The sequence below is a fragment of the Pseudoduganella sp. RAF53_2 genome, assembly GCF_052113985.1.
GTDB lineage: Bacteria > Pseudomonadota > Gammaproteobacteria > Burkholderiales > Burkholderiaceae_D > Rugamonas.
Window position 1 is genome coordinate 1 of sequence record NZ_JBFRDW010000082.1, and the last position, 13,362, is coordinate 13,362.

The following is a 13,362-nucleotide window of genomic DNA, read 5'->3' on the forward strand; positions in this document are numbered from 1 at the left end:
ATCGTGGACGGACCGGCCGATCCGCAAGACATCCTGCGCCTGCTGGGTATTGAAGCGCTGGCCCGCTACATCGTTGACGAAGTGCAGGACGTGTACCGTCTGCAGGGCGTGAAGATTAACGACAAGCACATCGAGGTGATCGTTCGCCAGATGCTGCGCCGTGTTCAGATCGTTCAGGCTGGCGACACCGACTACATCGTCGGCGAGCAGGTGGAGCGCTCCGAGCTGCTGGAAGAAAACGACAAGGTCATCGCACTGGGCAAGCTGCCAGCGACCTACGAAAACGTGCTGCTGGGTATTACCAAGGCATCGCTGTCGACCGACTCCTTCATCTCGGCCGCATCGTTCCAGGAAACCACCCGCGTGCTGACCGAAGCGGCGATCATGGGCAAGCGCGATGGTCTGCGCGGCCTGAAGGAAAACGTCATCGTCGGCCGTCTGATCCCAGGCGGTACCGGTCTGGCCTTCCACCGCGCCCGCAAGGAGAAGGAAGTGTGGGAAGCCGAAGAGCGCAAAGCCCTGCTCGACGCCGAACGCGCCGCCATCGTGGCCGAACTGCCAGCGGACGAACCGCACCACAGCGACGAAGCGTAAGCTTCGCCCCGCTGCAAAAAAGCCACCTTCGGGTGGCTTTTTTTATTTGTTTGATGAGTGGCGGCCCGGCCCGGGAATCAACGCTCAGCAGACGCTACCGCCAGTGCTGTGAGTCACTGCTCGCGCAAACAAAAACGCCACCCGAAGGTGGCGTTTTTAGCGGCTGAGGCCGTGTACCGTTTAGCGCCTGACCCCAGATCAGGCTTTGCGGCGGCGGGCGATGGCGAGGGCGCCGAGGCCGAGGCCGAGGATGGCCAGGGAAGCAGGCTCCGGTACGGCATTGACAGCGATATTGTCCAATGCCACCCAGTTTCCGCTGTCGCTACCGATGCTGAACGATTTCAGGCCGGTGAAGCCGGACAGCGCGTAGTTCGTGAAGTCATTGCCCACGGTCTTGGAATTGTTAGGACGCGTGTCCAGGTTGATGAGCTGCGTGATGGTCGTGCCATCCATGCGGGTGCCTTTCAAGGTCGCGGTTAGGCCGTAACCTGACCAGTTGACCAGATCCAGACTGTTCACGGAGAACGGCGTGGCTGTAACGTTGCGCATCGTCACGGTCGAGTAAGTCATCAGGAAGTCGGTTCCGTTATATGCGTCGTAGCCAGTATCGCCGCCGTTCGCATAACCGGAACGCATAAAAATATCATCGACGGTCGGCGCGAAGGTGAAGCCGTCGACGGTAGCGCTTTGGGTGCGCATTTGCGTGTACTGGTTGCTGTAGACGTACACGCTGCCTGGAACGTTGGTGCCGGCCAGATTGTTGAAGGTGATGACAGCAGCTTGGGTTTGCGCGCAGAAGGCGAGAGCGGCGGCAAAGAGGGCGGTGCGGAAGTTTGGCATGAACAAAAAACTCAGTTTAACAATGATGATTCAAAGTAAAGCAAGTTGYATAAAAGCAATTAAAATTGAATTGGATCAAATAGTTAGGGGCGGCCCAGACTGCGGCCGCCCCTAGAGTGTAAAATTTTCCGACAGTTAAGCGACCATCAGTTTTACAGATTTCAGGTCCACGCTGTTGGGGCCGACCGAGATGGTGAAGCTGCCTGGCTCCACCACGCGCTTCATTTCGAAGTTGTAGAAGCGCAGGTCGGATGGCTTGATGTCGAAGGTGACCGTGCGCTGCTCGCCCGGCTGCAGCGTCACGCGCTGGAAGGCCTTCAGCTCTTTCACGGGACGGGTCGCGGAGCTGATGTCGTCGCGAATGTAGAGCTGCACTACTTCATCGCCCGCCAGCTTGCCGGTGTTGGCCACATCGACCGATACCCTGGTCGACCCATCCACGCCAATCTTCGCCGCAGACAGACGCGGTTCGGAAATCGTAAATGAGGTGTAGCTCAAGCCAAAGCCGAAGGGATACAGCGGTTTGGTGGTGCCATCGATGTAGCCGCGGCGCGCGGATGGCTTGTAGTTGTAGAAGATCGGCAGCTGGCCCACATTGCGCGCGATGGATACCGGCAGCTTGCCGCCTGGGTTGGCGCGGCCGAACAGCAGATCCGCCGCGGCGTTGCCCGTTTCCTGCCCGAGATACCAGCCCTCGATCAGGGCGTCGGCACGCTCCGCCAGCAGGTTCACGGACAATGGACGGCCGTTGAGCAGGAACACCACGGTCGGCTTGCCCAGATCGAAGATGGCTTTCGCCAGATCGTTTTGCTGGCCCAGCATGTCCAGCGTCTGGCGGTCGCCGAGGTGGTTATCGGCCCAGGCTTCGCGGCTGGTCTGCTCGTTATCGCCGAGGACCATGATGATGGTGTCGGCGTTCTTCGCCGCAGCCACTGCGTCCGCGATCAGCTTTGCATTCACTTCCGGCGGCGTGAACTTGATTTCGTCCTGGCCCCAGATGCGGTGCTCGGTGATGCGCACACCTTCCGAGTAGGCGAAGGGGAAGCCCTGCTTCTTGCTCTCGGCTTCCAGCGCTTCGTGCAGCGATACCACGTGACGCGGCACGCCGGAGTAGCCACCGATCGGGCAATCCTTGGCGTGCGTACCAAGCAGCAGCACCTTGCCGACTTTCTGCGGGTTCAGTGGCAGCAGACCCTTGTCGTTCTTCAGCAGCACCGCGGAGCGCACAGCCGCTTCGCGCGTCAGCGCAATTGCGTCCGGCGTGGCGGTGAGCTTGTCGGCCAGGTCGGCGTCGACGAAAGGCTGTTCGAACAGGCCAGCTTCGAACTTCAGCGTGAGGATGCGCGCAACGACGGTGTCGATCTCCGCGACGGAAACCTTCTTCTCCTTCACCAGCTCCGGCAGGAATTTGTAGCCGAAGACATCCGGCGTTTCCACATCCACGCCGGCCTTGATGGCGCGGTAGGCAGCGTCCTTCGGATTGTCCGCCAGATGATGGCGGGTGATCAGTTCCTTGATGCCGAAGTAGTCGGACACCGTCACACCCTTGAAGCCCCATTCCTCGCGCAGCACCTTGTGCAGCAGCCAGTTATTGGCGTGCGAAGGCAGGCCGCCGATCTCGTTATAGGACGGCATCACGGCGCTGGCGTTCGTCTCGCGGATGATGCGCTCGAACGGCGGGAAGAATTCTTCGCGCAGGGTGCGCTCGCTCACTTCAGCAGGGCCGATATTGGTGCCGCTTTCCGGCTGGCCGTGGCCGGTCATGTGCTTCAGCGTGACGAGGACCTTATCCTTGGCCAGCTTGCGGTCTTCGCCCATGAAGCCCAGCACGGCAGCCTTGCCGATCTCTGCGCACACATGCGGATCCTCGCCGTAAGTCTCTTCAATACGGCCCCAGCGCGGCTCGCGTGCCACGTCCACCACCGGCGCCAGCGCGAAGTTCGCGCCGCGCGCGCGCATTTCGCGTGCCGCCACGCTGAACACCTTACGCACCATGGCCGGATCAAAGGAGGACGCCAGCGCGATCGCCTGCGGGAAGCTGGTGGCGTCGCGCGCCGCGTAGCCGTGCAGCGATTCCTCGTGCATGAACATCGGGATGCCGAGGCGTGTGTTCTCTACCGCCCATTTCTGTGCGGCGTTGACATAGCGCGCCGTTTCGGCGGCGTTGCGGTTCTGGTGGTCGCCTGCATCGCCTGCGCCGCCTGCTTCGGCGTGGCCCTGGCGGTCGGACGGGCGGCCAACCATGCCGATCCCGTGCGGATAGGTTTGCGCGGCTTTCTCGCCGGAGAACTTGCCGTTTGCTTCTTCGATGACTTTTTTGTCCTGCCATACGCAGAGCATCTGGGCGACTTTCTCCTCCAGCGTCATGCGGCCCAGCAGATCCTTTACACGCGCCGGCACGGGAGCGGCAGGGTCCTTGTAAAGCGGCCGCGTCGCGGCGGCAGCCATGGCGGCTGGCGCACCGAGGGCGCTGACGCCTGCGACGCTGGATAGAGAGGTGAGGAACTGCCGGCGCTTCATGTATTGTCTCCTGTTTTTATGTTTGAACTGACTGGCGTTCAGCCTTCCATCTGCTCAAGTTCCTTGCCGCGCGTTTCGTACACATAGCGCATCACGAAGAACAGCGAAATCACTGCGGCCACGGTGTAGATGCCGTAGGCGCCGGCCAGGCCGATGCTCGCGAGCAGAATCGGGAAGGTCACGGTGATGATGAAGTTCGAAGTCCATTGCGCTGCACCGGCGACCGCCAGGCCGGAACCGCGGATCTGGTTCGGGAACATCTCGCCCAGCATGACCCACATGACCGGGCCCCACGACACGTTAAAGAAGATCACGTAGATATTCGCGGCAACCAGGGCGAGCACGCCCATCGCTCCGGTCAGCACCAGCTTGCCGCTCGCGTCGAGCGTCGCGTTGGCAAAGGCGAAGGTCACCAGACCAAGCGTCACCGCCATGCCGAGCGAGCCAATCCACAGCAGTGGCTTGCGGCCAATGCGGTCGATCAGGAACACGGTGACGATGCAGGCGCCGATACTCAGGGCGCCGGAGAGTACGTTAATCAGCAGCGCATCGCTTTCCGAGAAGCCAACGGCCTGCCACAGCACCGCGCCGTAATAGAACACCACGTTGATGCCAACCAGCTGCTGGAAGGTGGCGAGGCCGATGCCGACCCAGACGATAGGGCGCAGTTTGCCGGTCGCCTTGTTAATCAGGTCGGACAGGCGTGGGCGGTGGTGGTCTTCGGACAGCGAAACGTCGATCGCGTCAAACTTGGCTTTGGCCGACGCCGCGCCATACAGGCGCTCCAGCACGGCCAGCGCTTCGGCCTTGCGCTTCTTCACCACGAGGAAGCGTGGGCTTTCCGGAATCGCCAGCAGCAGCACCAGGAACAGCACGGAAGGAATCGCCATCATCCAGAACATCCAGCGCCACGCCTCCTGGCCGAGCCACAGCACGCCGGTCGAAGTGCCTGCTGCTTTCGCCAGCATGTAATTGCTCAGGAAGGCGCAGAACAGGCCGCTGATGATCGCGATCTGCTGCACCGAGGCGAGACGGCCGCGGTAACGCGCCGATGCGACTTCGGCGATATACGCAGGCGACATCACGCTGGCCGCACCGACGGCAAAGCCGCCCAGCACGCGTGCCGCGATAAAGACTGCCGAGGTGGTCGCAAAACCCGCGCCCAGCGCCGACATCAGGAACATCACGGAGGAAATGATCAGTACCGAACGGCGGCCCCAGAGGTCGCCCAGGCGGCCTGCGAAGAAGGCGCCCGCTGCGCAGCCCAGCAGCATCGAGGCCACTTCGAAGCCGATGCCGGCCGAAGTCGAATGGAAGGCCTGTTTCAGGCCATCGACCGTACCGTTGATCACGCCACTATCGAAGCCGAACAGGAAGCCGCCAATGGTGGCGATGCAGCTGATCAGGATAATGAGGCCGGTGTTTTCCGATTCATGGGTGGAATCGGTACTTTCTATTGCAACGCTGTTCATATGTCTCCTTTTGTTTTCAGCTCTGGCTTATGCCGAGTCAGTGATTGTGCCGCGGCATATCCTCTGCCACCCCACGGTACTTCAACGCCATTTCCATGCAGGCCCCGGTTTCCATCTGGCCTACGGTCGAACGATACAGCTCCTGCCAAGGCGTCTGGCTTGGCGGCACGGCTGGGATGCCTTCCGCCTTGCGCTTGGCCAGCTCTTCGTCGCTGACCAGCATATTACATTCACCCTTGTTCAAGTCGATGCGCACCATGTCGCCGGTGCGGATGTAAGCCAGGCCACCGCCTACCGCGCTCTCCGGCGAGGCGTTCAGGATGGACGGGCTGTCCGAGGTGCCGGACTGGCGGCCGTCGCCAAGCGTCGGCAGGTTCTTGATGCCGCGCTTGATCAGGTGATCAGGCGGCTGCATGTTCACCACTTCCGCCGAACCAGGCCAGCCCACCGGACCCGCACCGCGGATCACCAGGATGCTGTCTTCGTCGATATTCAGCGCTGGATCGTTGATGCGTGCGTGGTAGTCGCCGGAACCGTCGAACACCACGGCGCGGCATTCGAACACGTTCTCGTTGCCAGGGCGGCTCAGATAGCGCTGGCGGAATTCTTCCGAAATCACGGAAGTCTTCATGATCGCGAAGTTGAACAGATTGCCCTTCAGGACGAAGAAGCCGGCCTTTTCCTTCAGCGGCTTGTCGAACGGCGTAATCATTTCGCGGTCCGCGCTCTCGCGGCCCTGCAGGTTTTCCGCCATGGTCTTGCCGGTGACGGTCAGGCGCTTGGAGCGCAGCTTGCCTGCCTGTTCCAGTTCCCACATCACGGCCGGCACGCCGCCCGCGCGGTGGAAGCGCTCGCCCAGGTATTTACCGGATGGCTGCATATTCAGCAGCAGCGGCACGTCGTGGCCGTATTCCATCCAGTCTTCCTGCTTGATCTCGACGCCGGCGTGGCGTGCCATCGCCATGATATGCTGCTGGGCGTTGGTGGAACCGCCGATGGCCGCATTGACCACGATGGCGTCCAGGAAGGCGTCGCGCGTCAGGATGGAGGACGGACGTACATCCTGCTTGGTCAGCTCGACGATGCGCTTGCCCGTTTCGTAAGCCATCTGGCCGCGTTCGCGGTAAGGCGCCGGAATCGCGGAGCAGCCGGTGAGGGACATGCCCAGCGCTTCGGCAATCGCGTTCATGGTCGACGCGGTGCCCATCGTGTTGCAGTGGCCGGCAGAAGGCGCCGACGCGGCAGCGATTTCCAGGAATTTCTCGTTGTCGATCTGGCCCGCAGCCAGCTGGCGGCGGCCTTTCCAGATCGCGGCGCCGGAGCCCACCAGCTCACCATCCAGCCAGCCGTCCAGCATGGGACCACCGGACAGCACGATGGCCGGGATGTCGATGGTGGCCGCAGCCATCAGCTGCGAAGGCGTGGTCTTGTCGCAGCCGGTGGTCAGCACCACGGCGTCAATCGGATAACCGTGCAGGATCTCGACCAGGCCCATATACGCCAGGTTACGGTCGATCGCCGCGGTCGGACGGCGGCAGTTCTCGAAGATCGGATGCAGCGGGAATTCCATCGGGATGCCGCCCGCATCGCGGATGCCGTCGCGCACACGCTTGGCCAGTTCCAGGTGGATGCGGTTGCACGGGCTGATGTCGCTGCCCGACTGCGCGATGCCGATAATCGGGCGGCCGCTGCGCAGTTCTTCCGGCGTAATGCCGTAGTTCATGAAGCGCTCCAGGTAGAGCGCGGTCATGTCGATGTGGTCGGGATTGTCGAACCAATCCTGCGAGCGATAACGGCGGGTGTTGCTCATACTGCGTTCCTGTCGAAGAGGGGTTGCGGYAGGCCTGGCACGTCCACGCGGAAGGTGAACACGCCGCCTGCCAGCGGATATTGTGCGCGCTCGGCGTCGGTCAGGCCTTTCCAGGCCGTGGTGACGAAGACGGTGCGCAGGTCCTGGCCGCCAAAGGCGATCTTGGTGATATTAGGGCAGGGCATGGGGATCGTGGCGGACAATTCGCCGCTCGGCGTGTAGCGCTCGATGCGGCTGCCACAGAACAGGGCGATCCACACATTGCCTTCCGAGTCGACGGTGCTGCCGTCCGGGTAGCCGCTGCCCTCGATGCGCGTGAAGACGCGCTTGTTGGACAGACTGCCCGTTTCCGACTTGTCGAAGGCGTACACAGTCTTCGACAGGGTATCGGTGTGATAGAAGGTCTTGCCGTCCGGGCTGGTGCAAGGACCATTGGTGATGACGTAGCCGCTGTCGATCTGCACCAGGCCGCGCTTGTCCAGGCGGTACAGCGCGCCGGTCGGCGCTTCCTCCGCGTTGTCCATGGAGCCGAACCAGAGGCGGCCCTGCACGTCGACGCCGCCATCGTTCAAGCGGTTGCCGGGGATGGCGGTTTCCAGTGCCAGCATGGGGCGGAAGCCCAGCTCCGGGGTGAACTGCATCAGCTGGCCGGGCAGGCCGCATACGAAGCCGCCGCCTTGCACCGGCAGCGCGAAGCCGATTTCGCCCGGCGCATCCGAGCTTTGCTGGCCGCTGCCGTCTTCATTCACGCGGTGCAGGCGCTGGCCCTTGATGTCCACGAAGTAGAAGGCGTTGTCGGCTGCATGCCAGACCGGCCCTTCGGCCAGTTTGGCGCCGACGTTCCAGATGCAGCTTGGGGCGCTCATGAGCCGTACCAGCCTGCGTCTACGAAGTAATCGCGGCCGGAGCAGCGCGCGGCGTTGCTGGATGCCAGGAACAGCGTCAGCGCGGCCACGTCTTCCGGCAGCACGCGCTCCGGCAGGCATTGCGCGGCCAGGATCTGCGCTTCCTGTTCCGGCGAGTACCACAGGGCCATCTGGCGCGCGGTCTGGATCTGGCCTGGAACGATGCAGTTGACGCGGATGCCGTCGCCGCCCAGATCGCGGGCCAGGCCACGGGTCAGGCCTTCGATCGCCGCCTTGGCGGTCATGTACAGGGTCAGGTTGCCCAGCGCCAGGTGCCAGGAGATGGAACCGAAGTTCAGGATCACGCCGCCGCCTGCCGCCTTCATGCCCGGCGCTACGGCCTGTGCGCAGAAGAACTGGTGGCGCAGGTTCACGGCCAGGCTGTCGTCCCAGTATTTTGCGGTGACGTCCTGCACTTCGTGGCGGTTGTCGTTGGCCGCATTGTTGATCAGGATATCGGCCGCGCCGTAGTCCTTTTCGATCTGCGCGAATACCGCAGTCAGCATATCCAGATTGGTCAGGTCGCAGCGGACATATTTCGGTGCGTGCTTGGCGTTGGCCAGGCTGGCGGCCAGYGCTTGCGATGGTTCGTCCTGGATGTCGAGGAATACGACTTGCGCGCCCTGCTTGACGAAAGCCTCAACGATGGCAGCGCCGATGCCGGTACCGCCGCCCGTGATGACGACGCGTTTGTCCGCGAGGTCAGGATAGGTGGCGAACACCATTGGTTTTCTTGCTGCGGTCATGTTAATTATTCTCCTGCCGCGAAGCCGCGGCGTGCCAGATTGCGGTAAAGGGCGCGAACGCCGAAAGTCCACGGCGCGATTTTATCGCTGCGCTGGACATGATTGATCAGGGAGCCCAGTGCGGAGCTGCTGATGGTAACGCGGTCACCCATGTGGTGGGTGAAGCCCGCGCCCTTGGCGCCACGGTCTTTGATCGGCGAGAACATGGTGCCGAGGAAGAGCATGAAGCCATCGGGATATTGGTGATGCGCGCCGGCGGTCTGGGAAACCAGATCCAGCGGATTGCGGCTGATTTCTTCCATGCGGCTCACGCCGTCCAGTACGAAGCCGTCGTCTTCGCCTTCAATGGCGAGGCGTACTTCGGCGTTGCGCACGTTGTCGATGGTGAAGCTGCCGTCGAACAGACGGATGAAAGGACCGATCGAGCAGGACGCGTTATTGTCCTTGGCCTTGCCCAGCAGGAGGGCGCTGCGGCCTTCGATGTCGCGCAGGTTCACGTCGTTGCCGAGCGTGGCGCCGACAGCCTCGTGGCGGCTGTTCACGGCCAGCACGATTTCCGGCTCAGGGTTGTTCCATTCGGAGGCCGGGTGCAGGCCCACGTCCGCCCCAAAGCCCACGGAGGACATCGGCTGCGACTTGGAGAACACTTCGGCGTAAGGGCCAATGCCCACTTCCATGTACTGCGACCATGCGCCGCGCGCCTGGAATTCCTTCTTCAGCTTTTCAGCCGCTTCCGAACCCGGCTCGATGCTGGACAGGTCACCGCCGATGGTGGACAGCAGTTCGGCGCGCAGCTTCTCGGCGCGCTCCTTGTCACCACCAGCCTGTTCTTCGATCACGCGTTCCAGCAGGCTGACCGCGAAGGTCACGCCGCAAGCCTTGATGGCCTGCACATCGCAGGGAGCCAGCAGGCGCGGGCCGTTTGGTTCCGGATGCAGGCTGGCTTCGATCAGCGCGGTAACGCTGCCCAGTTCTTCACCCTGCACGGTACGCACGAATTGCACGACGTCGGGACGGTCCAGCAGGTCAGCCATGATCGGCGCCTTGGCGGTGATATCCACCACCTGGCCTTCACGCACGACGACGACGCACGGGCCATTGATTTCACCGCCGCGCCAGATACGGCCGACGAGCAAAGCGCTGCCCAGATCCTGCGGCAGGCAGGAAGATGCGGTTACGGGTTTCATATGTCTCCTTGGTGTTGCGTTTTCTTGTTATCGGCCCAGGCTTGGCAGCTTGGGCGAGTATTTCCAGCCCGGCACCAGGTACTGCATGGCCATCGCGTCATCACGCGCGCCGGTGCCGACTTTCTTGAACAATTCGTGCGCCGCTTCGATGCGGTCCATATCCGGCTCGATGCCCAGGCCCGGTTTGTCTGGCACCGCGACTTCGCCGCCTACGATCTGCAGCGGTTCCTTGGTCAGGCGCTCTTTGCCTTCCTGCCAGATCCAGTGGGTGTCGATGGCGGTGATGTTGCCCGGTGCTGCGGCGGCAGCGTGGGTGAACATGGCCAGCGAAACGTCGAAGTGATTGTTGGAGTGCGAACCCCAGGTCATGCCCCAGTCCTGGCACAGCTGCGCCAGGCGCACGGAGCCTTGCATGGTCCAGAAGTGCGGATCGGCCAGCGGAATATCGACTGCATTCAGCAGGTGGGAGTGCGCCATCTGGCGCCAGTCGGTCGCCACCATATTGGTCGCGGTCTGGATGCCGGTGGCGCGCTTGAATTCGGCCATGATTTCGCGGCCGGAGTAGCCGTCTTCCGGACCGCATGGGTCTTCGGCGTAGGCCAGCACATTGCCCTGGCCGCGGCAAACGTCGATCGCTTCGCGCAGGCTCCAGGCGCCGTTCGGGTCCAGCGTCACGCGGGATTCAGGGAAGCGCGCCTTGATGGCCTTGATGGCTTCCATTTCTTCGTGGCCGCGCATCACGCCGCCCTTCAGCTTGAAGTCGCGGAAGCCGTAGCGCAGGGCCGCTTCTGCTGCCTGGTCGGCGATCGCTTCAGGAGTGATCGCTTCGCGATGGCGCGCGGCGTACCAGCCGGATTGACCCTCGCCGCTCAGATAAGGCAGGTCGGTCTTGCTGCGGTCGCCGATATAGAACAGGTAGGCGAGCATTGGCACGCTGTCGCGTTGCTGGCCCGAGCCGAGCAGTTCGCACACCGGCACGTTGAGGTGCTGGCCCAGCAGGTCGAGCAGGGCGGCTTCGATCGCCGTCACCACATTTTCCAGGCGCAGATTGATTTCGTGCGGCTGCTTCAGCACTGCCGCTTCGGCTTCGGACGTCACCTGGTGCTGCATGCCGCCGCGATTGCCGCCGATGGATGCGCGCACGGCGTTCAGCGTGCGGTTGTAGCGGCCGATCTCGGTGCCGACCACGCGCGGGATGGCGTTTTCCAGCGCTTTGTTGATGCCCGCGCCGCCCGGCACTTCGCCGATACCGGTGTTTCCTGCGCTATCTTTCAGCAGAACCAGGGTGCGGATGAAATAAGGAGCATGTGCGCCGCACAGGTTGAGCAGCATGCTGTCGTGTCCCGCGACGGGAATCACGCGCATTTCCGTAATCAGGGGAGTGCCTCCGCTACCCTGAATTGTTGCGTGTACCATTTGATTATCCTAAAATGAATAGCGCTACCATTTCTCAAGTGTGAGGTATTTATGCGGGCAAGTCAACAGAAGTTGTGTGCGTCAGTAGCGGCTCTGGCGCTGGTTTTATGCGGCACTGCAACAGCGGCTCCACCCTTGCACTGGGTGGCTTCATGGGGAGCGGCGCAGCAACCGGTGGAGACGCAGAATGAGCTGCCCGCCGCGCAATGGCGCGAGTCCACTCTGCGCCAGATCGTGCGCTCTTCCTTAGGTGGGAGCGTGTTGCGGGTGCGCGTCAGTAATGTTTTTGGCAACACGCCGCTGGTCATTGAGGGCGCCAGTATCGCCCGCGCGCTGAAAGTGGGCACGCCGGATGTCGATTCGGCGACATTGCGTGCTCTGACTTTTGGCGGCAGCAAGACCGTGATCGTGCCGCCGGGTGCCGAGTATTACAGCGACCAGGTGACGCTGCAGCATCCTGCCGGCGCCGATCTGGCCATATCACTTTATTTTAAGGACGCGCCGGAACGCCAGACCGGCCATCCGGGCTCTCGCACCACCAGTTTCACGCTGCCGGGCCATCAGGAAATGGCTGCTGCCTGGCCTGAAGCCGGCAAAATCGCCCATTGGTACGCAGTCACCGACATCGAAGTCCAGGCGCCGCGCACTGTCGGCACGCTGGTGGCGATCGGTGATTCCATCACTGACGGCTACGGCACGACGACCGATGGCAACGACCGCTGGACGGACTTCCTTGCCGCACGTCTGGCGAAAGAGGGCATACACATGGGCCTCGTGAATACCGGCATCGGCGGTGGACGCATGCTGCTGGACGGCCTTGGCCCTAATATGGCGTCGCGCTTTGAGCGCGATGTGCTGGGCCGCAGCGGCGTCACGCACGCGCTGGTGCTGATTGGCGTGAATGATATGGGCGTCCTGCATCGCAACGGCCAGGACACGCCGGAAGCGCGCAAGCAGTTGATGGACGATCTCAAAGCGGCGCACCGCCAGCTGGTCGAGCGCGCACATGCCCGCGGGGTGTGCGTGATTGGCGGCACCGTGCTGCCTTATTCCGGCAGCGGCTATTACAAACCGGCCGCCGCTAACGAAGAGGATCGCAAGGCCTTGAATCAGTGGATTCGCAGCTCGGGCGTTTTCGACGCCGTCGTCGATTTCGACGCGGCGCTGCGCGATTCCGCCGCGCCGGACCACTTGCGTCACGACGTCGACAACGACGGCCTGCATCCATCCATCGCCGGCTACCGCGAAATGGCGAACGCCGTGCCGCTTTCGGCCCTGCGCCAATGTAACGCCGCCAAATAAGCCACCCCACGCACGCCCGGCACCAGACCGGGCGGCGCACCCTTAGGAGACAAGCAATGACCCATCCCCCGCGTGCCCCGGCACGCCCATCCACCCCCACCCAGCCGCCAGTCGCCGTCCCCGCCGGCTGCCCCACGTCCGCTGCCATCGCCGCCGCCACCTCCGCCGCCAAGTCTGCCGCCACCTCCGCCGCCAAGTCTGCCGCCAAGTCCGCCGCCAAGTCCGCCGCGGCCAGACCCCTGGTCGCCACCGCGCCCACAGACGCCAGCGGGCTCGCGCTCACCGCCCCTGCGTCCGCCGCAGCCGCCCCTGAATCCGGCGTCACGTGCGCGGCTGCCGCCACTCCGGTCGCCGCCGCGTGCGCAGTCGGCGCTGCGCGCGATGCGGGCGCTGTGTTCGCGGCCACGCGTGCGTCGGGACGTGTGCCCGCGCCGGAACGCGTCCGCGTTCGCGCGGTTGCTCGCGCGCTGCGTGCCGCGTTTGCGAGCGCTGTTGCTGGTGCTGCGATGGCGCTCTGCGCTGCAACGCCGGCGTATGCGCTGGGGCAAAAGCATTTCGTCAGCGCTGAGC

The 13,362-nt window shown here is 63.1% G+C and carries 9 protein-coding genes and 2 pseudogenes; 3 read left to right on the top strand and 8 right to left on the bottom strand.

Annotated elements, in window-relative coordinates:
• A pseudogene (locus AB4Z11_RS07430) lies at nt 1-594 on the top strand (DNA-directed RNA polymerase subunit beta'); the annotation flags it as partial.
• A 198-nt stretch (nt 595-792) separates the two neighbouring features.
• Here AB4Z11_RS07430 and AB4Z11_RS07435 read toward each other — a convergent pair.
• The 8 genes from AB4Z11_RS07435 to AB4Z11_RS07470 all read right to left on the bottom strand — a co-directional run bounded on the left by AB4Z11_RS07435 (nt 793) and on the right by AB4Z11_RS07470 (nt 11,490).
• Nucleotides 793-1,434, bottom strand: coding sequence for a PEP-CTERM sorting domain-containing protein (locus AB4Z11_RS07435; RefSeq protein WP_442023960.1), 642 nt, complete (start codon nt 1,432-1,434; stop codon nt 793-795).
• A gap of 135 nt (nt 1,435-1,569) precedes the next feature.
• The gene (locus tag AB4Z11_RS07440; protein ID WP_442023962.1) at nt 1,570-3,954 is read right to left on the bottom strand and encodes a glycoside hydrolase family 3 N-terminal domain-containing protein; all 2,385 of its coding nucleotides are present in this window, start codon (nt 3,952-3,954) and stop codon (nt 1,570-1,572) included.
• A gap of 38 nt (nt 3,955-3,992) precedes the next feature.
• A complete protein-coding gene (locus AB4Z11_RS07445; protein WP_442023964.1) occupies nt 3,993-5,426 on the bottom strand; it encodes a sugar porter family MFS transporter in 1,434 nt (477 codons plus the stop codon).
• Nucleotides 5,427-5,463: 37 nt separating this feature from the next.
• Nucleotides 5,464-7,236 (bottom strand): IlvD/Edd family dehydratase, encoded by a 1,773-nt coding sequence (locus AB4Z11_RS07450; protein ID WP_442023966.1) that lies wholly within the window; start codon nt 7,234-7,236, stop codon nt 5,464-5,466.
• Complete coding sequence (locus AB4Z11_RS07455) at nt 7,233-8,102, bottom strand: SMP-30/gluconolactonase/LRE family protein (RefSeq protein WP_442023968.1); 870 nt, start codon at nt 8,100-8,102, stop codon at nt 7,233-7,235. Before AB4Z11_RS07455 ends, AB4Z11_RS07450 begins: the two co-directional genes overlap by 4 nt.
• The gene (locus tag AB4Z11_RS07460; RefSeq protein WP_442023976.1) at nt 8,099-8,866 is read right to left on the bottom strand and encodes an SDR family NAD(P)-dependent oxidoreductase; all 768 of its coding nucleotides are present in this window, start codon (nt 8,864-8,866) and stop codon (nt 8,099-8,101) included. Before AB4Z11_RS07460 ends, AB4Z11_RS07455 begins: the two co-directional genes overlap by 4 nt.
• A 26-nt stretch (nt 8,867-8,892) precedes the next feature.
• A complete protein-coding gene (locus AB4Z11_RS07465; RefSeq protein ID WP_442023970.1) occupies nt 8,893-10,074 on the bottom strand; it encodes a fumarylacetoacetate hydrolase family protein in 1,182 nt (393 codons plus the stop codon).
• A 27-nt stretch (nt 10,075-10,101) separates the two neighbouring features.
• Nucleotides 10,102-11,490, bottom strand: a complete 1,389-nt coding sequence (locus AB4Z11_RS07470; protein ID WP_442023972.1) for an enolase C-terminal domain-like protein — start codon at nt 11,488-11,490, stop codon at nt 10,102-10,104.
• Between the two features lie 174 nt (nt 11,491-11,664).
• Between AB4Z11_RS07470 and AB4Z11_RS07475 the strand changes: the two genes are divergently transcribed.
• Nucleotides 11,665-12,792: an SGNH/GDSL hydrolase family protein gene (locus AB4Z11_RS07475; RefSeq protein WP_442023974.1), complete on the top strand. Its 1,128-nt coding sequence runs from the start codon at nt 11,665-11,667 to the stop codon at nt 12,790-12,792.
• Nucleotides 12,793-12,848: 56 nt separating this feature from the next.
• Nucleotides 12,849-13,362 (top strand): annotated as a pseudogene (locus AB4Z11_RS07480) (hypothetical protein); the annotation flags it as partial.